General features: G+C 51.2%; 21 protein-coding genes and 1 pseudogene. 6 read left to right on the top strand and 16 right to left on the bottom strand.

The window, feature by feature from the left end:
* Window positions 1-40: 40 nt before the first annotated feature.
* From FGS84_RS13995 to FGS84_RS13985, 3 genes are all read right to left on the bottom strand, one after another.
* On the bottom strand, window positions 41-1,177 hold the full coding sequence (locus FGS84_RS13995) for a glycoside hydrolase family 88 protein (RefSeq protein ID WP_138309161.1): 1,137 nt from the start codon (window positions 1,175-1,177) through the stop codon (window positions 41-43).
* Window positions 1,178-1,187: 10 nt separating this feature from the next.
* Entirely contained in the window at window positions 1,188-1,613 is a 426-nt protein-coding gene (locus tag FGS84_RS13990; protein WP_138309160.1) for a PTS mannose transporter subunit IIC, read from the bottom strand.
* Between the two features lie 187 nt (window positions 1,614-1,800).
* Window positions 1,801-2,691, bottom strand: coding sequence for a LysR family transcriptional regulator (locus FGS84_RS13985; RefSeq protein WP_138309159.1), 891 nt, complete (start codon window positions 2,689-2,691; stop codon window positions 1,801-1,803).
* A gap of 162 nt (window positions 2,692-2,853) precedes the next feature.
* Between FGS84_RS13985 and sdaAB the strand changes: the two genes are divergently transcribed.
* Both sdaAB and sdaAA read left to right on the top strand, forming a co-directional pair.
* The gene (gene sdaAB, locus FGS84_RS13980) at window positions 2,854-3,546 is read left to right on the top strand and encodes an L-serine ammonia-lyase, iron-sulfur-dependent subunit beta (protein WP_138309158.1); all 693 of its coding nucleotides are present in this window, start codon (window positions 2,854-2,856) and stop codon (window positions 3,544-3,546) included.
* The gene (gene sdaAA / locus FGS84_RS13975; protein WP_138309157.1) at window positions 3,536-4,429 is read left to right on the top strand and encodes an L-serine ammonia-lyase, iron-sulfur-dependent, subunit alpha; all 894 of its coding nucleotides are present in this window, start codon (window positions 3,536-3,538) and stop codon (window positions 4,427-4,429) included. The genes sdaAB and sdaAA overlap by 11 nt, the downstream gene beginning before the upstream one ends.
* Before the next feature lie 4 nt (window positions 4,430-4,433).
* Here the strand turns inward: sdaAA and FGS84_RS13970 are convergent, their stop codons facing one another.
* The 8 genes from FGS84_RS13970 to FGS84_RS13935 all read right to left on the bottom strand — a co-directional run bounded on the left by FGS84_RS13970 (window position 4,434) and on the right by FGS84_RS13935 (window position 11,271).
* Window positions 4,434-5,147: a nitroreductase family protein gene (locus FGS84_RS13970; RefSeq protein WP_240305581.1), complete on the bottom strand. Its 714-nt coding sequence runs from the start codon at window positions 5,145-5,147 to the stop codon at window positions 4,434-4,436.
* A 115-nt stretch (window positions 5,148-5,262) separates the two neighbouring features.
* Window positions 5,263-5,850 carry a TetR/AcrR family transcriptional regulator gene (locus FGS84_RS13965; RefSeq protein ID WP_138309156.1) on the bottom strand — a complete coding sequence of 196 codons (588 nt, stop codon included), beginning with the start codon at window positions 5,848-5,850 and terminating at the stop codon, window positions 5,263-5,265.
* Window positions 5,851-6,065: 215 nt separating this feature from the next.
* Window positions 6,066-6,470, bottom strand: a complete 405-nt coding sequence (locus FGS84_RS13960) for an ATP-binding protein (protein WP_138309155.1) — start codon at window positions 6,468-6,470, stop codon at window positions 6,066-6,068.
* Window positions 6,461-8,131 carry a PP2C family protein-serine/threonine phosphatase gene (locus FGS84_RS13955; protein WP_207739920.1) on the bottom strand — a complete coding sequence of 557 codons (1,671 nt, stop codon included), beginning with the start codon at window positions 8,129-8,131 and terminating at the stop codon, window positions 6,461-6,463. The genes FGS84_RS13960 and FGS84_RS13955 overlap by 10 nt, the downstream gene beginning before the upstream one ends.
* A gap of 4 nt (window positions 8,132-8,135) precedes the next feature.
* The gene (locus FGS84_RS13950) at window positions 8,136-8,963 is read right to left on the bottom strand and encodes a formyltransferase family protein (RefSeq protein WP_138309154.1); all 828 of its coding nucleotides are present in this window, start codon (window positions 8,961-8,963) and stop codon (window positions 8,136-8,138) included.
* Between the two features lie 25 nt (window positions 8,964-8,988).
* Window positions 8,989-10,719 carry an MATE family efflux transporter gene (locus tag FGS84_RS13945; RefSeq protein WP_138309282.1) on the bottom strand — a complete coding sequence of 577 codons (1,731 nt, stop codon included), beginning with the start codon at window positions 10,717-10,719 and terminating at the stop codon, window positions 8,989-8,991.
* Between the two features lie 26 nt (window positions 10,720-10,745).
* A complete protein-coding gene (locus tag FGS84_RS13940; RefSeq protein WP_138309153.1) occupies window positions 10,746-11,042 on the bottom strand; it encodes an STAS domain-containing protein in 297 nt (98 codons plus the stop codon).
* 16 nt (window positions 11,043-11,058) lie between these two features.
* The gene (locus FGS84_RS13935; RefSeq protein WP_243129976.1) at window positions 11,059-11,271 is read right to left on the bottom strand and encodes a hypothetical protein; all 213 of its coding nucleotides are present in this window, start codon (window positions 11,269-11,271) and stop codon (window positions 11,059-11,061) included.
* A gap of 261 nt (window positions 11,272-11,532) precedes the next feature.
* On the opposite strand from FGS84_RS13935, the gene FGS84_RS31530 reads away from it, so the two are divergent.
* Together FGS84_RS31530 and FGS84_RS31525 are read left to right on the top strand one after the other, a co-directional pair.
* Complete coding sequence (locus FGS84_RS31530; RefSeq protein ID WP_243129975.1) at window positions 11,533-11,673, top strand: hypothetical protein; 141 nt, start codon at window positions 11,533-11,535, stop codon at window positions 11,671-11,673.
* 86 nt (window positions 11,674-11,759) lie between these two features.
* Window positions 11,760-12,029, top strand: a pseudogene (locus tag FGS84_RS31525) (ATP-binding protein); the annotation flags it as partial.
* 117 nt (window positions 12,030-12,146) lie between these two features.
* Here the strand turns inward: FGS84_RS31525 and FGS84_RS13925 are convergent.
* Entirely contained in the window at window positions 12,147-13,328 is a 1,182-nt protein-coding gene (locus FGS84_RS13925) for a PLP-dependent aminotransferase family protein (RefSeq protein ID WP_138309152.1), read from the bottom strand.
* 135 nt (window positions 13,329-13,463) lie between these two features.
* Between FGS84_RS13925 and FGS84_RS13920 the strand changes: the two genes are divergently transcribed.
* Entirely contained in the window at window positions 13,464-14,843 is a 1,380-nt protein-coding gene (locus tag FGS84_RS13920) for a PLP-dependent aminotransferase family protein (protein ID WP_138309151.1), read from the top strand.
* Window positions 14,844-14,881: 38 nt separating this feature from the next.
* Here the strand turns inward: FGS84_RS13920 and FGS84_RS13915 are convergent, their stop codons facing one another.
* From FGS84_RS13915 to FGS84_RS13905, 3 genes are read right to left on the bottom strand one after another with little or no spacing between them, the layout of a single operon-like run.
* Complete coding sequence (locus FGS84_RS13915; protein WP_138309150.1) at window positions 14,882-16,048, bottom strand: amidohydrolase; 1,167 nt, start codon at window positions 16,046-16,048, stop codon at window positions 14,882-14,884.
* Window positions 16,049-16,097: 49 nt separating this feature from the next.
* The gene (locus FGS84_RS13910; protein WP_138309149.1) at window positions 16,098-17,495 is read right to left on the bottom strand and encodes a YfcC family protein; all 1,398 of its coding nucleotides are present in this window, start codon (window positions 17,493-17,495) and stop codon (window positions 16,098-16,100) included.
* A 25-nt stretch (window positions 17,496-17,520) separates the two neighbouring features.
* A complete protein-coding gene (locus FGS84_RS13905) occupies window positions 17,521-18,537 on the bottom strand; it encodes a M20/M25/M40 family metallo-hydrolase (RefSeq protein ID WP_243129974.1) in 1,017 nt (338 codons plus the stop codon).
* A gap of 311 nt (window positions 18,538-18,848) precedes the next feature.
* On the opposite strand from FGS84_RS13905, the gene FGS84_RS13900 reads away from it, so the two are divergent.
* The gene (locus FGS84_RS13900) at window positions 18,849-19,916 is read left to right on the top strand and encodes a sugar diacid recognition domain-containing protein (protein WP_138309147.1); all 1,068 of its coding nucleotides are present in this window, start codon (window positions 18,849-18,851) and stop codon (window positions 19,914-19,916) included.
* A 73-nt stretch (window positions 19,917-19,989) separates the two neighbouring features.
* Here the strand turns inward: FGS84_RS13900 and FGS84_RS13895 are convergent, their stop codons facing one another.
* Window positions 19,990-21,261, bottom strand: coding sequence for a TRAP transporter large permease (locus tag FGS84_RS13895; protein WP_138309146.1), 1,272 nt, complete (start codon window positions 21,259-21,261; stop codon window positions 19,990-19,992).

Raw genomic sequence — 21,261 nt, 5'->3', positions numbered from 1 at the left:
ATTTCTTATAAGCCCTTTTCCGGGTATTTGCAAGGAGAATCTACCAAATCAATACATCCTTTCCCAAAAGCCTGAGAACTGCCTCCACCAGGAAGTAATCCCCATAGATAATTGGCACATGCCGGTCATGTTCCGTTCCATAGGAGCCGGAGCCCATAGCCACAATGGAGTCATACCCTGTGTCCCAGTTGCAGTATCTGCTTTCCACGGCTTTCAGCAGCCTGAGGGCGCCTGCCCTGTAAAACTCCTTTTCGCATTCCGGCACATGCTCCGCAATCTCCAGCAGTCCGCAGGCCCCGCACACACCGGCTGTGGTATCCCGGTAAACAGGCTCTGCAGGCGCCCTGAAATCAATGAGCGGCACATCATCGGTACGGTTTGTTTCAGCCATGAAATAGTGGGCCACCTTCTTTGCCGTATCCAGATATTCCGTCTTCCCGGTATAGCGGTAGCTCAATGCAAACCCGTATATTGCCCAGGATTGTCCCCTGGACCAGGACGAACCGGCGGCATACCCCTGTCCCCCCGGTGTTTCCTTAAGCTCCCCGCTCTCCGGGTCCAGTACAATTATATGATTGCAGGAGCCGTCCCCCCGGACCGTATGCCGCATCACCGTGTCTGCGTGGTCCATGGCGATATAGGTGAACCTGGGGTCCCCAATGGCATCCGATGCCCAGTAGAGGAGGGGAATATTCATCATGCTGTCCACAATGACCCAGCCGGCCCTGTCCCTGTTCCAGGAACGGAGGAATTTTCCTCTGGGATTGTATCTGCCTGCAAGCAGATGGGCTGCATGGAGTCCCCTTGCCAGAGAGCGCTCATTTCCCGTAATCCGGTAATCCGCCACCGCGGAATGAAGCCACATAAATCCTACATCGTGATGGAGTCCCGTATATATGTCAAATGCCCGGTCCAGCTTTTCCTCTACCTCCGCTGCGGTCCTCCTATACGCGTCGTCTCCCTCGGCATGGTACATCTGCCACATAAGCCCCGGCCAGAACCCGTTGGTCCACCAGACAATGTCTGTCGCTGCTTTGTCTTCCTTATAAACTCCATTTTCAGCAATATACGGTATACGGCTGCCAATACGGCTGCACTCCGCGGACATCTTTAACCGTATTTTTTCATATACCTGCTCTGCCCACGCCAAATCTTCCTTTTTCATCTGACTGCCCATTCCTGCCTCCTTAGAAAAAATCCTCATCGCTGTTGTCCGCTTCCAGGGCCTCCGGCCTGACCCTGTGGCTGACGGCATTGGCTTCCTCCACCTTTGTGTCAATCTCCTCATCGCCCAGCACGCCAGGAGCCAGCAGCAGGTTAATAACCAACCCCATGTTCATCCCCGCCACCAGACGCAGATTGGGGTAGCGCAGCAGGGTCGTCATGCCATTGCATACACTGCCGCCCAGCAGGTCGGCCACTATGATATACTGTGTATCCGGATGTTCCTTAAGCATTCCCTCCACCTCATCCACCATGGGCTGATAGTGTGCGCCCGGCATCATTCCCATACAGGACAGGTCCTCATTTTTCCCTATAATCATCTGTACGGAGTGAAGCATACCTTCCGACAGTTTCCCATGTGACACTAAAATAATTTTCTTTCCGCTCATTCTGATTCTCCCTTGCTCTGTATTTGCTTTTAACTTCACACTGCTTTCCTATGTTCACGCTGATGTCTGCCCATCTCTTACAGGCACACTCTAACATAAGGTCCGCAGACGTTACAATGGAGGGCGGGAAAGACCTTAAAAATCACCCGGTTTTTCTGAAAAAACCTCCCTGCTGCAGAAGTACCGGCTAATCTGCGCCGGAGTTATGGGCTGTGATACGGATAAACGCATCCATCTCTTTTGACCTCCACTTATTTTTGTGGTAGATGACCTGCTGGCACATGGTCAGTCTGAAATCAGCCACATTAAGAAGGGTCAGCTCCCCCTTTTCCACATATTCCCGGACCGCTAACAGGGGAAGATATGATATGCCCCGGTTTTTCCCTATCATCCGTATGATGAATTCCGTATTGCTGATTTCCAAAAAGGGAGTCAGCTCCCTGCCCTGGGATTCCAGGAAGCAATCCAGCTCCCGCCTGTAGTTTTCATTCTTTTCCGTCAGGAAAAACGGCTCATCCATAATTTCTTCCAGGCGGATTTCCCTGTTCCCATCCAGTCCGCAGGAAGGGGAAGCCACAAACACAATGGGTTCCCTGACTTCCATAACCTTATTCCAATTATCATTATACCTTGGCCGGTCCAGTATATATATCAAATCCAGCTGGTTCCTTTCCATCATATCAATCAGCTGGTTGGGCGTGGAGGCAGTAACCTTGACCGGAACCCTGGGATGGCTGCTGCGAAAGTCATTCAGTATCTGGGGAAGCTTTGAAAAACACAGGGATTCCAGGGTTCCCACATGAAGGGGGCTGCACAGTTCCTCCTCGTTTTTGGCAAATTCCCTGGCGCGTTTTATATCCCGGATGATTTGGTTGGCGTGGTCCGTAAACTGCCTGCCGGATGCTGTCAGGTAAACCTTTTTTCCCATACGGTCAAAGAGCTTTACCCCCAGCTCATTTTCCAGCAGGCGTATCTGGACGGTCAGGGCTGACTGGGTATAGCCCAGAATCTCTGCTGCCCTGGAAAAGCTTTCTGTCTGGGTAATGGTCACAAAGGTCTGCAGCTGTCTCAGTTCCATTTCTCCACCTCCTGCTAATCTATGAATTTAATTTATTATATCTATAAAATCCATGAATTTGATTTATTTATTCTTTATGATACAATGCACTTACGCAGATGTCAATTCCCTGATTCAGACACGGAATATGTCTGCAAAAAAAAGAAAAGGATGAGATTACATATGGCATTTATCAGTATGTTTGATGTGTTAGGCCCTGAAATGATAGGGCCCTCCAGCTCCCATACGGCCGGAGCATGCTCCATTGCCCTGCTGGCAGGAAAAATGGCGGACAGTCCCATTACTCATGTGGAATTTACCCTCTACCAGTCCTTTGCAAAAACCCATAAAGGCCACGGCACGGACCTGGCCCTTCTGGGAGGCATCATGGGCTTTTCCACGGACGACAAGCGGATACCCCGTGCATATTCCATAGCCGGAGAAAGGGGACTTTCCTATGTTTTTACCACCGATGACACGGATACGGACACCCACCCCAACACAGTGGATATCCGCATGACCTGTTTAAACGGACGCACCTTCTCGGTGCGGGGCGAATCCCTGGGAGGAGGTAAGGTGCGAATCAGCCGTATTGACCATATTGACGTGGACTTTTCCGGCGAATACAGCACGCTCATTATCATCCACCACGACCGCCTGGGCGTCCTGGCCCATATCACCCGCTGTCTCAGCGAAGGATATGTAAACATTGCCTTTATGAAGCTGTTCCGGGAGACAAAGGGAGACAGGGCTTACAGCATCATTGAGTTTGACGGCTGTCTGCCGGACCGTATGATACCGCAGATTTATGAAAATCCGGATGTGCAGGATGTGATGTTCATACCATTGAAGGGAGGAAATGAAAATGGACTTTAAAAATGCAAAAGAGCTTCTGGAACTCTGCCAAAAGCTCAGCTGTCCTATCTCAGATATTATGAAACAGAGGGAATGTACATTGGCTGGGACCAGCCGGGAAGATTTATATGCAAAAATGGGCCATGCCCTTACCATTATGCGTGAGTCAGCCGCCTCCCCTATCCGTGAGCCGAAGAAATCCATAGGAGGACTCATCGGCGGTGAGGCCAGACTGGTTAACCGTCACCGGGCCAGCGGGGCATCCATATGCGGCAGTGTGCTTTCCAGGGCAATCGCCTATTCCATGGCGGTCCTGGAGACAAACACATCCATGGGGCTGATTGTGGCAGCCCCCACAGCCGGTTCCTCCGGCATTGTGCCGGGGCTTCTTCTGTCCCTTCAGGAGGAATACAGCCTTCCTGACATCAGGGTGATTGACGCCCTATTCAACTCCAGCGCCATCGGTTATCTGGCTATGAGAAATGCCACCGTTGCAGGTGCAGTTGGGGGCTGCCAGGCGGAAGTAGGGGTTGCCTCGGCCATGGCTGCCTCGGCTGCCGTGGAGCTTATGGGAGGAACTGCGGACCAGTGCCTCAATGCAGCCTCGTCTGTCCTCATGAACCTGCTGGGTCTGGTGTGCGACCCCATCGGCGGTCTGGTGGAATGTCCCTGCCAGGGCAGGAATGCCGCAGGCGCCGCAGTTGCACTGACCGCTGCCGAACTGGCCCTGAGCGGGGTCCGCCAGCTGATTCCCTTTGATGAAATGCTGATGGCCATGTACCGTGTGGGAAGACAGCTGCCCCCTGACCTGCGTGAAACAGCGCTGGGCGGATGCGCTGCCACGCCTGCGGGGAAGGCTCTGGGATGCGGGGCCTGTCCCTGTCATTCCTCCGCCGGGATATAAAGCCTCATGGCCTGCCGGCCAGCGCAGCGCCCAGATGGAAATGGTATTTGATAATGCCCATATTTATCCTGCCATACTTGTCATCCTTTACCTGGAAGGCAACGTCATCCCCCCTTAATTCAATTAAAAAGTCCTGTTTATTCATGGCCGTGGGCGCCAGCATGGCTGCCTTCATTCCGCTGACGAACCACTGGGGCATATCCCTGTCAGCCTTGCACAGCTGCTCCATTTCCTTTGACCTGTGGGGCGCGCCCTGTGTGGTTCCATAGCCAAGGGCCAGCACTCCGGCCATTTTCTCATGGTTCCCAACAGCTGCGCTGCATTTTCCCTTCTTATATGTTGCCGCTACCCAGCAGGTATTAAGCCCCAGCTGCTGGGCTTTTAAGGCAATACGTTCCCCATAATACCCCAGCTTTTCCTCCGAACAGTCATTATCCGGCCCCACAAGGGCAATATAATTGGAGACTCCCCGGAAACCTCCGAAGCGGGCCATCAGACCGTTGAATGCAGCTTTGTCATTTAGAATGAGCTGTATGGATAATCCGCCTTCACGGTTGCATGTGCGAATTTCCTCCCTCAGCTGTTTCTCGGTCTCCCGGGCTATTTTTTTATCCTGATAGCTCCGCACTGCGTGGCGGGCTTCCATTACTTTGTATAAGTCCGCTGCTTCCTGTGCGTCCATCTCTTTGTTTATGTCTATCTTTTTGTTTATATCCATCTTTTTGTTTATATCCATCTTCTCCTCATTTCCGCACCTGTACAGATGCAGTTTATTGAATTGCTGAACGCTCCGGCTGCGGCATAATAACCACGAACAAATTTCCAAACACGCCTCAGTCCGCCAATCTGACCTTTGAAATTAAAAGCTTCTCTGCCAGCGCCCCCCAGTCTCCCTGATAATGGAATCCCCCCATGTTTGCCATGGCTGCCATTCCATGCACGGCCGCCCACATGATGACCAGATTATCGCGGTATGTTTCCTCGGGGATGCATTTTAATTCCATGCATCTTAACGCTGTCTCCTTAAATATGCGGAAGGGTTCAAAGTCTCCCTCAAAGGTGCTGTCTGTCAATTCAATGCTGTAATCCTGGCTGTCATAAATAAAGGTAAAATAGTGTGGATTCTCCGCAAAAAAATTCACGTACCCCACTCCCATATTGATTAATGCATATTCCCTGCTGCCTTCCTGCGCTTTCTTTAGCAGGATGCCGCAGAACTTATCCGTGACATACCGCTTCATCTCGCCCAGCAGCATTTCTGCGGTGGCATAGTGATTGTAACATGCAGTGGGAGATACCCCTATTCTCTTTGCCAGCTTTCTCAGTGAAAAATTCCCCCGCCCCTCCTCATGTATGAGCGCTAATCCCTCCTCTATTAACTCTGTCTGCAGGTTTCCGTGATGGTATGGCTTTTCTTTCATAGGCTTCCTCTTTTTTATTATAATATCTTACTGCTGTTTTATTTTTGTGTTATCCTGAACGCCGGATGTTAACATGTGTTCATATTCATTTTAGCATCAATATGAACACATGTCAACATCCAATTAAATAAAGATTGAATTCATGAAACCACATGCAGATATCCCGAACTGCACATAGCGCACATTATACTTCTTCCGTTTTTTGTACCAGACAGTCACAGGCTTTTCTTCAGAGTCAATATATTACAGCCGTCCCTGTATTCATAGCCAACATCATCCATTGACTTTTTCACCATGAGGATTCCCAGGCCGCCAATGTCACGTTCTTCAGCGGAAAGACTGGTATCTGCATCCGGCCTGGCCAGGGGGTCAAAGGGCTTGCCGCTGTCTAAAAACTGGATGGTCACCTGCAGGGGATTCCCTCCCACGGCGCACCGCACCGTGGCCTGCCCCACTTCAGGGTGGTATGCATACCGGGCAATATTGACATAGATTTCCTCCACAGCAATGGAAATCTGCATCTGAATCTTCATGGATATCCCCTGTGCCTCCAGCTCCTGTTCCACAAACTCCTGTACATGTTCCAGCTCCTCCAGGGTAGCCGGCACAGTCAGCTCCATCTTAGCTCTCCCTCCTTTTTCCACGGGTTCCCTTTCCCTGAAAGCTTTAATGCAAGCATGGTTATATCATCAAACTGGGGTGCATCCCCCGCAAAAGCGTCTATGTCTGCCTTTACAGCAGGAAGCAGCTCCTCCGGAGCAGCATCCTCATGTGCGCCAAGCACAGACAGAAGCCGCTCTTCGCCGTAAAGTTCATTTTCCCCATTGGCAGCCTCGGTAACGCCGTCCGTGTAGAGATACAGCGTGCTGCCCGGAGCCAGGTCCATTTCACCGGACCGGTAACGGATTCCCTCCATGCCGGCCAGCACAAATCCCGGCCTCAGTTTCATATACTCAAACCTTCCCCCGGCCTGGCGCACCAGCGGCGGGTTGTGGCCTGCGTTGACAAAGACCATGTGCCCTGTGGCAATTTCCAGGACTCCCATCCATGCAGTGACGAACAATCCCTCCTCGTTGCTCTCACAGAGCTGGGCATTTACCTCGCTGAAAACCTCAGCCGGAGTGGTGCCCGCCTGGGTGTGGTCCTTAATCAGTGTCTTTGCAATTACCATGAACAGGGCCGCCGGCACTCCTTTTCCCGACACGTCGGCAATCACCACCGCCAGATGCCCTTCATCCACCAGAAAGAAGTCGTAAAAGTCACCACCCACCTCCTTGGCCGGCTCCATGGTCGCATAGATGTCGAATTCCGACCGGTTGGGAAAGGCCGGAAAAATCCCCGGCAGCATACTGGCCTGGATGTGGGTGGCCACGTCCAGCTCCGCGCCAATGCGTTCCTTTTCCGCCGTGACAGCGGACAGGTTCTCAATGTAACTGTGAAGCTCATGGGCCATGCGGTTGAAAGCATCCCCCAGCTCCTCAATCTCATCCCCTGTCTTTACATCCACGCGGAAGCTGGACAGGTCGTCCATCTGTTCGCTGACAATGGTCCGGGCAGCCTGGCTCAGACGGCTTAAGGGCCTTAAGACCGAGTGGCGGATGAAAAAGAAATATCCCACAATAAACACAATCAGCACCAGCAGAATCACCAGAGCCACAGCGGCCACAAACCCCTCTATCTGCCTGTCAATCATGTCCATGGAAATGTCCACACAGGAAAGGGCCGCTGACTGTCCTGAGGAATCCAGGATAGCCACATAAGCGGAAGCCAGATATCCATACTCCTCGTTATTGGTAATGAGGATGGTATCCTCCCCGTCCGGATTCAGATAGGCGCCCCGCATGATTTCCCTGCCTCCCTGGTAATAATCATCCACATCCCCCAGGCTGCACACGCCCTCCTCCCCCTCTTTTCCCACGTCCCATATATAGTACATATGGTCCTCATAAGGAATAACCACATAAAAGTACTTAATGCCTATGGTTTCCTTCATGTAAAGAAGATAACGGCTTACCTGGTCATAGTAGCTGTCCTCTGTAAGGGTGGCGGCGTAGCTTTTAATGGTATCCCCGTCAATGTATTCCGCTGCAATCTTTGCCTCGTCAAAGGCCAGCTTTTTATAATACGTCTCCATGCTCTGGCGGTACTGCCGCGTGATGACACAGCCCAGGGCAACCATCAGGACTGCCGTCATTGCCATAAGCCCCATAAGGAATTTCAGCTGCAGCTTTCCCTTTTTCCTGTCCTTTATTCCGCCCGCTTTCCAGCCCCTGTCTCTCATATTGCTATTCCTCCCAAACCGGAACCAAATCCAGCCTCAGATGCCCGTCCGCCACCCCGTACAGCACCCTGTTGTCCCGTACAAACAGGTTGCAGTCATCGGAGACTCCCAGCATCACCCGTCCAGCGGCAAGACCATCCACATAGTAAGGGCGCCCGTCAATCCATACCGTGGTCATCTTATTAAAGCAGCGGTAAATGTGCCCGGCCTCCTTAACGGTCATGGAATGGTCCAGTGTCATGGACGCCTGCTCCGGACGGTTCCAATAAGGAAGTAGCTCTGTCTGGGGCTTTGCCCACGCCCAAATCCGGTCAAAATCCTCCATCAGCTCCTTTACCAGTGAAAGAGCCTGACGTCCGCTTTTCAGGTAAATATCCACGCTGTCATCCTCTGGCTCTATCCCGTACCTGTCCTGTCCCAGGATATCTCCGCGGTCCAGGGACTCTGCTATCTTGTGCAGGGTCACGCCGCCGGACGTAAGCCCGCGCTCCATGGCGCATTCAATAGGGTAGTAGCTGCGTCCCTCCGGCAGAAGGGAGCTGTGGAGGTTGGCACCGCGAAAACGGCTGTCCTCTGGCACCGGCAGCTTATGGCTGTACTCAGCTGCAAAAAACAGCCCGCATCCATCTGCCATATACGATTCCATCTCCCCTTGGGTAATCTGTCCATAGCGGACAGGAATGCCGGACATATGAGCCAGCTGTACGATATTATGCTCGTTGAAATAATCTTCCTCCATGTGGTATGTATACAGCGCAAGGATTTCATGGTGCCTGTGCAGATACCGGAACACATCCAGAAACACATCCGAGCCAAAATAAACAATCTTCACCTTTGTCTTTCCTTTCCGCCAAAACCTATATTTTCACCACCAGCGAATTAAAACCGCCGTAACGCCGGTAAAAGAACTCCTTGGCCTTACTCTTTATAACCCTCACGCCCATGGCATCCATATCAAAACCGCCATCCCGGCTGACCCGCCCCGTTTCAAGGGCAAAGGGGTCAAAATACCTTGCTGTGTCCCGGATATGGAGAATGAATTCCCCCTGTTCACCGGCCACCAGGGTAATCTCAATGCACACATCATCCCCGCCTCCGTCCCGCAGGATGACAAGGCACAGTTCCTCAATGGTCATGGTCACAAAATAAATCTGTCTGGGGCTGGCCTCCCATTTCTCACAAAACGCCTCCGCCTCCCCTGTAACCATGGTCATATCCCGGTCCTCCCGGCTGACCGTACAGGTATATACCCTGGAGACGTCAAAGTCCTTCCCCCTGCACCGGCCCGAGAGAAACCGTATCGTCCACATTCCCAGGGAAAGAATCTCAACAGCCGGGAACATCCACCAGAACAGCCCTGTTCTCAGAAATGAGAAAAACAGCACACAGGGTATCAGCACAATCACGCCCCGCAGCGACGAAATAATGAGGCTTTCCCTCTCCTGTCCGCAGGACTGGAAATATCCTGCCAAGAGAATGGATATCCCGGCAAATACAGTGCCTGCGCAGTAAAGCCTGAGGGCACCCCGGCCCATCCCGGCGGCCTGCCCTCCATGCAGCCCGAACAGGGCGCATATGGACTGGGGATACAGGAAAATCAAAAGGGCTGCCGTACATCCCACGCCGCAGCCGTATACAAAAGCGTATCTGCGCACATTCCTCATCCCCTGCCCGCGGTGCTCGCCGCAGTAGGTACTCACCATGGGCTGCATGGCCCTGGCGGTTCCCTCGTAGAGATAGAGAATCAGGTAGGAGGCATTCTGGAGCATGTCAAACACGGCAACCGACGCCTCATTCCCGGCGCGGATTAAAATGTTGTTGCACAGCAGGAGGAAGATAAGCTGGTACAGATACTGGACCGAACTGGAAAAACCCTCCCGGAAGGCCCGGGCCGCAGCACTCGGCGCAGGCCTGCCCGGCCGCACCTTAAGTATATGGTTTCCTCCGAAGATACCGGGCAGATAGCACAGGACAGCCACTGTCTGGCCAATCATGGTGGACAGGGCTGCTCCCGCTGTCCCATATCCCAGAACCAGCACCAACAGGATATTGAAGCCGATATCGGTAAGGTTGCCTGCAACCGAACCAACACCGGCTATCTTCTCGCTGTCATCGTTTCGCAGATAATAATTGAGGATGTTGGACATATAAAAAAGAGGCGTGGCAGAGACCAGCACCGCCAGATAGCTTCTGGTGGCTTCAAACAGCGCCCCGTCGGCCGGCACCGTGCCCAGAACAGCCAGCAGAGGGGTCATAAAAACATTGCCCAGGATTCCTGTCAGGATGCTCAGTGCCAGCGCACCCGACACCACCCGGTTAAAGCTTTCCACTGCTTCACCGGGTTTTCCCTCTCCCAGAAGCCTGGAATACCTGACGGAACCTCCCAGCCCCAGCCCGTGGGCAAACATACAGTTAATCATGTAGACCGGAAGAATCAGGGCAATGGCGGCCAGGCCCACGGCGCCCATTCTCTGGCCCACCACCACTGCATCGGCTATATCGCTGAGTGCCCATCCCGCCGAGGAAATGATAGCCGGTCCCCACATGCGCCTGAATATCCTGACTGTAAAGGGGTCCCTGTTTTTCATTTTCCAATGATTCATTATCCTGCTTCTCATTCAATGGTCAGGATATCCGTAAATCCTGTGACCTCAAACACCTCCATGATTGTCTCGCACACATGGCGGACCACCATGGACCCCTGCCTGTTCATCTGCTTCTGGGCGGCCAGTATCACACGCAGGCCCGCAGATGACAGATATGCCAGGCCTTCCATATCAAGCACCAGGGAATCCACCCCTTCCAGACCGTTCTTTATCACGGCCTCCAGTTCCGGCGCCGTGGTGGTGTCCAGACGCCCCTCAAGGGCCAGGGTCAGGCTGCCGCTGTTTCTTGTTGTCGTGATAGTCATAATAATATCCTCCCTGTCATTCTTCATTTTTCATAAAACCAAATCTGGTATCCACCCTGTTTTCCATGCACCGGCAGATGCTGCTGCATATATGGACCTTTGTGGATTTACGGAAGTCGGCATATTTGCAGTACCAGCACTCCCGCACAGCAGGCATGCTCCGGCTGGTCCCGGTAAAATGCGGACAGCTGTAGTCCTCTGTCAGTATCTTAACGTTGTATTTTAGCATAATATGGGCGCTTTCCCTGATTATGGGATAAATGACAGGATTTTAGGGATAAATGGCATATTCTGTCACTATCCTGCCATAACCTGTGCAGCAGCCAGGTTTACTACAATGCCGATTTTATCAGAAAGATAACCTTTCATGTGGAATCCCGGCCACTCTTAACCAAAACGTAACCTTTTTCCGAACCTGCTTCCCTGATATATGCAATACTGTTATAGAGTACTTTTAGATAAACAACATGACTGCCCGGAGGAAGGGACCATGCCGGAGGACCAGGTCCAGCAGCGCACCAGGGAGCTGCACGCGGTGCTGGACGAGCGCAAGGCCTTTTTCTCCGACCTGGCCCACAACCTGAAAGCGCCGGTGGTGGCCATTCACGGATTCACGGATTCACGGATTTGATTCTCAGGGGAAATCTGTATGTGGATGATGATTTGAGGGAATATCTGGATAAAATCAGCAGTAAAAATGAAGAACTTTGCAGACGTATGTACGTGTTGGGAGACTTAAATGCCTTTGACCGGATTACGGAGCCAAGGGAACTGATTGAAATAAACGCCCTTCTGACCCAGGTCAGCCGTAATAATGAACCTGAGGCATGTATATCCGGCATAGAGCTGCGTGTGGAAAAGCTGGAGGACGGCGTCATCACACTCTCTCCCTCCCTGGACCAGACAAATGTGGTGATACAGGTGCGGGACACGGGAATGGGAATCGGGCCTGAGCATCTTCCCCATATCTTTGAACGGTTCTATTCCGGAAGGACAGGGCAGCATGTTCACGGTGCGGCTTCCCCTGGCAAAAACAGAATCAATATAACCCCAATCCGGGCAGAGGCCTTTGACCCGGTTACGGACTACAGGCAAGAGCTGGCATCAAGCCAGCTCCCTCAGCAAATCCCCCAGCCTGTGAATTCCCTCGTCAATCATCCGGCAGTCCGCGTTGGTGTAGTTAAGACGCATGGTGTTGGTATTGCTTGTATTGATGTAAAATGGGTCCCCGGGCACAAATGCAACCTTTCTCTCCAGTGCTCTGGGAAACAGCGATAATGCGCTGACGCCTTCCGGCAGGGTCACCCACAAAAACATGCCCCCATGGGGCCGGGTGTACCTGACTGTTTTTGGAAAATACCGGTCCATGGCATCGGTCATGGCCCGGGCCTGTTTTTTATACAGCTGCCTGATTTGTGCAATATGGGCGTCATAGTCATTGTGCATCAGATAGTCCCATATCAGGTACTGGGAGAAAATATTCGTATGCAAATCACTGGCTTCCTTTGCAACGGATATATGTTTTAACAATTCCGTGTCAGAGCAAATCATGAACCCGGTGCGCATCCCCGGAGTCACTGTCTTTGAAAATGTCCCCAGCAGGATACTGCCCGGCAGTTTGCCGGCCCCGATATAAGGAAGGCGCCCGCCCCCGTCAAAACGCAGTTCCCCATAGGGGTCATCCTCCACCAATACGATTTCACGCTCCCTCAGGATTTCCCGGATACCCTCCCTGTTTTCAGCTGAATAACTGAGTCCTGTGGGATTCTGGAAATCCGGAATGGCATAAATGAATTTGACGTCATGCTCCAGGGCCTCCTTTAACCGGCCAATATCCATCCCTTCCTCTGTCAGCTCAATCGGATAAAAGACCGGCTGATATTGGGAAAATGCCTGTATGGCCCCCAGATAACTGGGCTTCTCCACAATCACCCCGTCCCCTGTATTTAACAGGACCTTTGATATAAGGTCAAGGGCCTGCTGGGACCCTGTGGTAATAAGGATATTCTCAATGCCGAGCTGCAGTCCGAATGTACGGTTGTAGCGGTCCGCAATATACTGGCGCAGTTCAGGGAGTCCGGCAGTGATGGAATACTGAAACAGGCTGCTCCCATAGTCCTTTACAATGCGTTCCATGGATACCAGAAGCTCTTCCTGGGGAAATGATACAGGGTTGGGCAGTCCTCCTGCAAATGAAATGATTTCCGGGTCAGCCGCGGTCTTTAAAATACTTCTGATAAATGACGGCGGCGTGGATTTAATCCGCTCAGATAATAGATGTTCCATACGTTTCCTCCTTGTCTGGTTTTGTATTATTATAAACTTGTAAAAGGACACGAACAATAGTAGAATTGTATGCAGGACAATTTTACGAATATCCATACAAACAAACCATATAAAAACCTGCAGAGGAAACAAATTATGTCCATTAATTCATTTGACAATTATCCCATGAGCTGGAAACCGGATTTAAGCAGCGCACCAGGCCCCAAATACCTGGCGCTGGTAAGGCGGATGGAGGAGGATATTAAAAACGGTACGCTGAAGGCCGGCACAAAGCTGCCGCCCCAGAGAGAGCTGGCAGATTATCTGAATGTAAACCTGAGCACCATATCCAGGGCATTCAAGTTATGCAGCCAGAAAGGGCTTCTGTCTGCTTGCGTGGGTAACGGGACCTATGTTTCCGCGGATGTTACGGCGGAAACCATCCTGCTATGCGGGCGGGAAAATCCCCGGATGATTGAAATGGGCGCATTGGTGCCCCAGGTGACCGGAAACCGGCTGGTCAAATCATATGCGGAACAGCTGCTGAAACGTCCGGATGCACTGAACCTGTTTTCCTACGAGGACCCGGAGGGAACCGCCCTGCAGCGTGAAGCCGGCGCGGCCTGGCTTCAGAAATCCGGTTTTCATACAGACAGGGACCATATTCTGCTGGCAGCAGGCGGTCAGAACGGGCTGACCGCAGCGCTGGGCGCATTGCTGGAACGCGGAGATAAGCTGGGAACAGACCCCCTGACCTATCCCGGAGTCAAAACCGCTGCAAAACTGCTGGGAATCCATCTGATACCCATCCAGAATGATAATTCTGAAATGACAGAGGAGGGAATCCGCTACGGAATCCAGAATGAAAAGATAAAAGGAATCTATGTGATTCCGGATTACCACAATCCCACCTCGCATATCATGTCTCTGGAGACAAGAAAAATGATTGGAAGACTGGCACGGGAGAAAAATATCCTTGTGATTGAGGATGGCATCAACAACCTGCTGGCGGAGAATCCCCTGCCTCCCATTGCGGCCTTTGCCCCGGAACAGGTCATCTATCTGTCAAGCCTGTCCAAAACAATTGCCGCCGGGCTGAGAACCGCCTACATCCATGTGCCGGACCAGTATCACCGCAGCCTGGCCACCACCCTTTATTCCATGAATATTTCCATTTCCCCGCTGCTTGCATCCATATCCGCAGGGCTCATTGCAGACGGAGCTGCCGACGATATCGTAAACAGCCGGAAACAGGAACTGCGCAGGCGGAATCAGGTAATCAGCCAGACCTTAGAGGACTTTGTGCTGGACAGCCAGCCTACCAGCCCCATGAGGTACCTGCGTCTGCCGGATTATTTTACCGGCAAAAGCTTTGAAATCTGCGCAAGACAGGCCGGTGTGCAGGTCTATGGGGCGGAGCGGTTTTCAGTGGGCAACAAACCGGCAAAACCAGCAGTCCGTATTTCCGTCATCACCCCGCCGTCCATGGAAGATTTGGAAGAAGGCGTCAGACGTTTGAGAGACATACTGATGTGAACAGCGGGTGGGACAATAACACCCTGAACCTCTCCGGCCTAGAACTTATCCTGTGCATCCAGCACATACTGTACATAGAAAGCCGCACCGTTCACCAGCGCATCCTCATCCAAATCAAAACGCTCATTGTGAAGCGAATAACAGCAGTCCTTTGACTCATTGCGGCAGCCTATAAAGGCATAAACGCCCGGATACTTTTCCAGGAAGTAGGAAAAATCCTCACCGCCAGGCGTGCCCGCGTATCTAACCAGCCCCTTTTCGCCCAGGATTTTCCTGACAGATTCCGCCGCAATTTCACTGCAGTACTCGTCGTTAATCGTTGCCGGGATATCAGAATAATAGTCAAACTCATAATCCGCCCGGTAAGCTTCGCATGTGTTCTTTATAATGCGCTCAATCATTCCCGGCAGTTCCTTCTGAAGCTGAGGGTTAAAGGTGCGCACCGTACCGCTGAGCTCCGCTGTCTCGGCAAAAACATTGGCCATGGTCCCGGAATGGAAGGTACAGATACTGACCACCACTGTATCCATGGGGCTGGTCTCCCGGCTGGCAATACTTTGGAGGGCATCCACCACCTTTGCCCCCACATAGATGGGGTCCACCGCGTACTGGGGCATGGCGCCATGTCCGCTTTTTCCGATAATTTTAATATTCATAAAGGAGGCCGATGTATAGCGGGGGCCAGGGTCTACGGAAATGGTTCCGCTCTCCAGATACGGGAAAATATGCATGCCCGCCACTGTATCCAGCCTGCCCACCTTTCCTGACTCCAGCACCTTCACTGCCCCGTTGGTCAGCTCCTCCGCCGGCTGGAAAATGAGCTTTACCGTGCATTTAAGTTCATCCCGGTGTTCCGACAAAACCTTAGCAGCTGTCAGCAGCATACTGATGTGGCCGTCATGGCCGCAGGCATGCATGACGCCCGGATTCTGAGAACAAAACGGCAGCTCCTTCACTTCCCTGATTGGAAGCGCGTCAATGTCGCAGCGCAGGCCAATGACCGGCTGTTCCTCTTTCCCTGTAATGGTGGCAATGGTGCCGGTTCCCGCCACCTCCTCATAGGGAATCCCCATCCCGGTAAGCTCAGCGCGGATACGTCCTGCTGTTTCCACTTCCTTCCAGCTCAATTCCGGATGTTTATGGAATTCCCGCCTCATACGGACGGCATAATCATGATATTTTTCTACTTCTTCTCTAACGTTCACAGCTTGAATCCTTTCCTGATATATTTATTCCTGATAAATTCCTCTCCTGTTAAAACGGCCCGTATCCAATCTGCACGGCCACGAACAGAAAGATTAACTGCAGAATCAGGAAGAGTCCATGCAAAGGCAGAATAAACTTATACCAGCTCTTTAACGGTACCTTGCCTAAGGACAGATAAATCAGCAGTGTTCCGTTGGTAAACCAGAAGGTATTGGATATACCGTCGCCAAACTGGAAGGCCAAAACGGCTGTCTGCCTTGTAATATGCAGCATGTCTGCCAGTGGGACCATAATGGGCATAACTGCAGTTGCCTGTCCTGAGCCCGATGGAATCAGTGCATTCACAAAGAAATTCACAATGAACATACCGACTGTGCTCACATAGGCCGAGGCGCTGCGCATCAGATTGGAAAGCCCGTGTACCAGTGGGTCCACCAGGCCGCCGTTTGTCATGGTCCACTGGACCGCCCTGGCCACGCCGATGATTAAGGCGCCGCTGAATGCTCCTCTTGCTCCGTCAAGGACCATATTGATTCCGTCGTCCAGGTTCACACGGTTAAATATAGCTGATACAATTCCGCCAATCATAAAGGTGGCGGCCATTTCCGTGTAGGACCACTTCAGATTCAGGATGCCGTAAATCGTAACAAGAATGGAGACAGTCAGTGCAACGGCGGAAATCTTCTTCGGAAGGTCAAACTTAAGGCCCGGGTCCACAGGAATCCTCAGGGAAGATGTGTCCACATCCTTCACAAGGCTCTTGGAAGGGTCTGCCTTCACCTTTTTGGCATACCGCATAACCCATATCAAACTAAGTATCCACACGCATACCAGAGCCGCAATCCTCAGCTCCCATCCTGAGAACATGGGCAGTTCCGCAATCGTATGGGAAATTCCTACTGTGTACACATTAAATGGTGCAACTGCAAAGCTAATCAGACAGGCAAAGCCGGAGATGGCCATACCAACCAGTGAATCATACCCCAGCGAGAGGGCCAGGGATACGATAATAGGAACGAAGGGAATGATGTGCTCACTCCAACCCAGAATACCTCCAAAAATGAAAAATACAATCATTACAACCGCTATGATAACCTGGCTGCTCATCCGCTCAGACGCCTTTAATACGCTGTTGATTGCAGCTCCCACCGTATCGGTTCTCTTATAAATCTCCACAATACCGCCAATCAGCATAACGCAGAACATCATGTTGGCTGAAGCTGTCAGTCCTTCCGGAATGGAACGGAATATGTTAAAAAACGATACAGGAGTGCGTTCCGTGGCGTGGTAGCTGTCTGCCAGTACCCGGGTAACCCCGTCTACTGTTTCACGGTCATAGGCTCCCGGTATTACAAAATAAGATACAATTGCGCAGGCAAGTACCATCAGTACAAGCGGCACAAAGGGATTTAAAGGCTTGTTTGCTTTCTGCTTTTCTTTTGTCATTGTTTTCCCCTTCCCCTGGCGGAATTTAAAAATAGCGAATGATATTCTCCACCAGTTCCAACATTTTCTTTACGTCCTCAATTACAACATACTCTCTCGCACTGTGTGAATGATAGATATTAAAGCCTATGGGCACGGTCCTGATTCCCAGCTGGTTGGTGCAGGTGGCGTCCAGAACGCCAAAGGACCTGGCCGGTGTCATGGAAAGCCCGGACTTCCTGTAGATGGAATCCAACCGTTCCAGCATATCCTTATTTTCACTGAAATCTGTTTCCGGAACATCCTCCTCTTCCCGGATATTGCATTTACATCCCATGCGCTCTGCTGTCTCTTCCGTCTTCTGACGAATCTCATTCCTGATTTTCTTCTTGATGTCATTGCCAAAACAGCGGATTTCCACGTCAAACCGCGCGTACTTGGGCACTGCATTGGACGGCGAGAGGGATACCAGGTCAAATACATTGATGCTCAGGTTATCACTGATTCTCCCCACAGGTATCTGGTGAATAATCTCCACAGCAGTCAGAAGGGCATTGATTCCCGGCTCCTCATTACGGATTACATGGGCGGCCCGCCCAATCAGTTCCACATTCAGATAGAGTCTGGCGGGAGTGCGCATCAATACCTCCCCTGTCACGTAGTGGTCAATGACAATTGCCTCCTCACTCTCAATCCTGGAATAATCCGCATACTTTGCCCCATGGAGTCCCAGCTCCTGGCATACGGTAAACAAAAGCTCAATCGGACGGTTTAGTTCCCCCTCCTGCATAAGACGCCCTACAGCCTCCATAACCACTGCAATGGCCAGCTTGCCGTCAGCCCCCAGGACGCTGTTTCCTATGCTCCTGACGCAGCCGTCTTCAATGCGGACCTCCACATGATTGCTGGGGGCGGCCGTATCCAGGTGGAACACAAACAAAAAGGGCTTTTTGCCGGACCTGCCCGGAACCCTGGCCAGGATATTCCAGCCGTCAGTCACCACCTCATTGCCCAGCTCCTGACGCTCAAACGGAATCCCCATTCCGTCAAGCTCCTGCTCCATATATTCACAAAATGCTTTCTCATTATGGGATTCGCTTGCGCACTCCGCATAACGAATGAATCGCGAAACGGTCCTGTCTACGTTTCTCCCTCCTTCCGTCTTTTTTTCTGCAAGTCACTTAAACAAGTGATACCATTTTATCATTTAGGCTAGTGAAAAACTATTGTTTAAACCATGTAAGTTTCTTTCTGTTTTTTGTTCAAATGCACAATCTTTTGCAGATATATTGCGTATTTTTCCGGATTTATTATAATATATGAAAAAGGTATCAGGCAGCAGCGTCACCCCTGCAGCCTGTAAGGAGGGTTCCCGTGATTGACAACAAAATCATGTATGAAATTGTAGAAAAACTGCACGAACGCTTTTCCGCTTCCATCAGCATCTGCGATGTAAGCGGACGCGTCATTGTGTCCACTGATTCTTCCTGCATGGGGGAGATGAATCTGCTTGCCATCGAAGCCCTTAACATCAACTCCAAGGCCACCGCGTCCATGGACAGCAGGATTCAGAAGGCCGGCGCAGCCATGCCAATCTGTTTCCAGAAAAGCAGGCTGGGCGCCGTGGTCATCCAGGGCGCAGGTTTCTCCAGTTCCCAGATGGCTGAACTGCTGAGCAAGACCATTGAACTGCTTTATGAGGAACTTATCCTCTCCAAGAAAAAACAAAACCGGACCCAGGAACGGGACCAGTTTCTTTATGAGTGGCTCCACCTGCAGTCCGATTATACGGAAAACTTCATAAAACGCGGGGAACATCTGGGTATTAATATTATGGGGGAACAGACCATTATCCTGATGGAGCGCCAACCAAACGACCTTTTTGCCTCCACCTCCATCATTCAGAATCTTTTAGATGACCGTGATATCCTGCTCCCCCTCTCCCAGGACCAGAACCTGATTATCCTGAAAGAGAACGAGCATTTCAAAAAGAAATTCAACCGTGTGGTTGCCGCCGGACATAACTGCCATACCGGTATGTGTTCCGGCAGCGTTCATCTCCACACGGCCTACCAGGCAGCCTTAGAAAGCCTCAGGCTGGGAAAAATATTATTTCCGGATGAGCACCTCCACAGCTTTGAGAAGATGAAGCTGGCCATTGCACTGTCCAAAACCGATATTCCGGGACTGGAGGAATCCTTTTCCCTCCTTGTGGCAAAGGGCAAAAACGCCCAGCTGGCAGAGACAGCCATAACCTACATACGGCTAAACGGAGATATCCAGAAAATCTGCGAAAAGCTCCACATCCACCGCAACAGCATCCCCTACCGCATCCGCCGCATCCAGGAAATCTGCGGCCGCAACCTGATGGATTCCTATGACCTGCTCTATCTCTTCGCCTCATTCATACGGTATGCGGGGAAGGAGGCGGATGTGGTGTAGCGGCGGATATGCGGTAGCGGCGGCCGGGCCGCGGGAACCGGACCTTTTCTCCTGCTTCAAATCAGAGAGAAAATCAATTGAGCAGAAACAGGCTTATAGCAGGAACAAATGTAATAAACATTAATGATATGATACAGACAATATAAAAGGGAACAAGCGCCCTGGCAACCTTTTCAACCGATACTTTGCCAATCTGTGACCCGATGTATAGGCTGACTCCAACCGGAGGAGTAAGGAATCCAATGGAAGTATTCACAACCATAATAACGCCAAATTGGATTGCGGAAATACCACAATACGTTGCCAAAGGAAGCAGAAGCGGAGCCATGATGGTGATTGCCGCCAGGCCGTCCATAAAGCAGCCCAGTATCAGCATAATTACGTTAATAATCAACATAATGATAACAGGACTTGAGGATATCCCACTTATAAATGATACCAGCCTGTCAGGTACATTTTGAAGAGTTATAATCTGTCCCAGGGCTATGGCGGTAGCTATGACAATAAAAATCCTGGCAGATGTAAGCACTGTCTGCTGAAGTGATTCAACGATACCGGTAATGTTAAGTTCCCTATGTATAAAACACTCTACCACCAGAGTCCATACCACAGCAATAACTGAGGCCTCTGTTGGGGTGACAAATCCTCCGTAAATTCCGCCCAGAACAATTACGGGAACCATAAGAGACCATTTAGCATCCCAGACTGCCATGCCCACATCTTTGATAGATGCGCGTTTTTCCACCCCCCGATATCCCCTCTTCATGGATATAATCAGACTTACAATAATCAAACCTCCGGCAAACACAAAACCTGCACCTATACCAGCAATAAACAAATCCCCAACTGATGTATTTGTCGCTATTCCATACATAATAAAAGAAACACTTGGCGGAATCATTACTCCCAGACAGCCGGCAGATGTACAGACTGCTGTTGCAAACGGAGCGTCGTACCCATCATCCTTCATAGCAGGAATCATAAGGCCCCCTACAGCTGAAACAGTAGCTGCAGCTGCGCCGCTCAAAGCTCCGTAGAACAGGGACGTAATGATGGAAATCAATGCCAGTCCACCCGGCAGATGGCCAATCAGACTTTTTGACAGATTCAAAAGCTTTTTGGCAATGAGTCCCCGCTGCATCAGTTCTCCAGCCAGAACAAAAAACGGGACCGCCAGCAGTGTAAATGAATTAAGGGCTCCAAACATCTTTTGTACCAAGAATGTCATGGGAAAATCGCCTGTAAATATCATGGTACAGACTACTGACAGTCCCAGAGAATAGCCAATGGGAACAGATAATAATAGAAATACCGCCAATGATATGAACAATACTCCGGTCGCCAT

Origin of the sequence: Clostridium sp. 1001271st1 H5, assembly GCF_005845215.1 — a bacterium.
Lineage (GTDB): Bacteria > Bacillota > Clostridia > Lachnospirales > Lachnospiraceae > Enterocloster.
The sequence above is the reverse complement of the archived record's forward strand: the minus strand, read 5'-3'. Positions and strand labels throughout refer to the sequence as shown.

Excerpts from the sequence above, each read along its gene's own strand:
- FGS84_RS13995 (WP_138309161.1), bottom strand. The coding sequence starts at position 1,177 with ATGGGCAGTCAGATGAAAAAGGAAGATTTGGCGTGGGCAGAGCAGGTA.
- FGS84_RS13990 (WP_138309160.1), bottom strand. The coding sequence starts at position 1,613 with ATGAGCGGAAAGAAAATTATTTTAGTGTCACATGGGAAACTGTCGGAA.
- FGS84_RS13985 (WP_138309159.1), bottom strand. The coding sequence starts at position 2,691 with ATGGAACTGAGACAGCTGCAGACCTTTGTGACCATTACCCAGACAGAA.
- sdaAB (WP_138309158.1), top strand. The coding sequence starts at position 2,854 with ATGGCATTTATCAGTATGTTTGATGTGTTAGGCCCTGAAATGATAGGG.
- sdaAA (WP_138309157.1), top strand. The coding sequence starts at position 3,536 with ATGGACTTTAAAAATGCAAAAGAGCTTCTGGAACTCTGCCAAAAGCTC.
- FGS84_RS13970 (WP_240305581.1), bottom strand. The coding sequence starts at position 5,147 with ATGGATATAAACAAAAAGATAGACATAAACAAAGAGATGGACGCACAG.
- FGS84_RS13965 (WP_138309156.1), bottom strand. The coding sequence starts at position 5,850 with ATGAAAGAAAAGCCATACCATCACGGAAACCTGCAGACAGAGTTAATA.
- FGS84_RS13960 (WP_138309155.1), bottom strand. The coding sequence starts at position 6,470 with ATGGAGCTGACTGTGCCGGCTACCCTGGAGGAGCTGGAACATGTACAG.
- FGS84_RS13955 (WP_207739920.1), bottom strand. The coding sequence starts at position 8,131 with ATGAGAGACAGGGGCTGGAAAGCGGGCGGAATAAAGGACAGGAAAAAG.
- FGS84_RS13945 (WP_138309282.1), bottom strand. The coding sequence starts at position 10,719 with ATGAAAAACAGGGACCCCTTTACAGTCAGGATATTCAGGCGCATGTGG.
- FGS84_RS13940 (WP_138309153.1), bottom strand. The coding sequence starts at position 11,042 with ATGACTATCACGACAACAAGAAACAGCGGCAGCCTGACCCTGGCCCTT.
- FGS84_RS13935 (WP_243129976.1), bottom strand. The coding sequence starts at position 11,271 with ATGCTAAAATACAACGTTAAGATACTGACAGAGGACTACAGCTGTCCG.
- FGS84_RS31530 (WP_243129975.1), top strand. The coding sequence starts at position 11,533 with ATGCCGGAGGACCAGGTCCAGCAGCGCACCAGGGAGCTGCACGCGGTG.
- FGS84_RS13925 (WP_138309152.1), bottom strand. The coding sequence starts at position 13,328 with ATGGAACATCTATTATCTGAGCGGATTAAATCCACGCCGCCGTCATTT.
- FGS84_RS13920 (WP_138309151.1), top strand. The coding sequence starts at position 13,464 with ATGTCCATTAATTCATTTGACAATTATCCCATGAGCTGGAAACCGGAT.
- FGS84_RS13910 (WP_138309149.1), bottom strand. The coding sequence starts at position 17,495 with ATGACAAAAGAAAAGCAGAAAGCAAACAAGCCTTTAAATCCCTTTGTG.
- FGS84_RS13905 (WP_243129974.1), bottom strand. The coding sequence starts at position 18,537 with ATGGAGCAGGAGCTTGACGGAATGGGGATTCCGTTTGAGCGTCAGGAG.
- FGS84_RS13895 (WP_138309146.1), bottom strand. The coding sequence starts at position 21,261 with ATGGCGACCGGAGTATTGTTCATATCATTGGCGGTATTTCTATTATTA.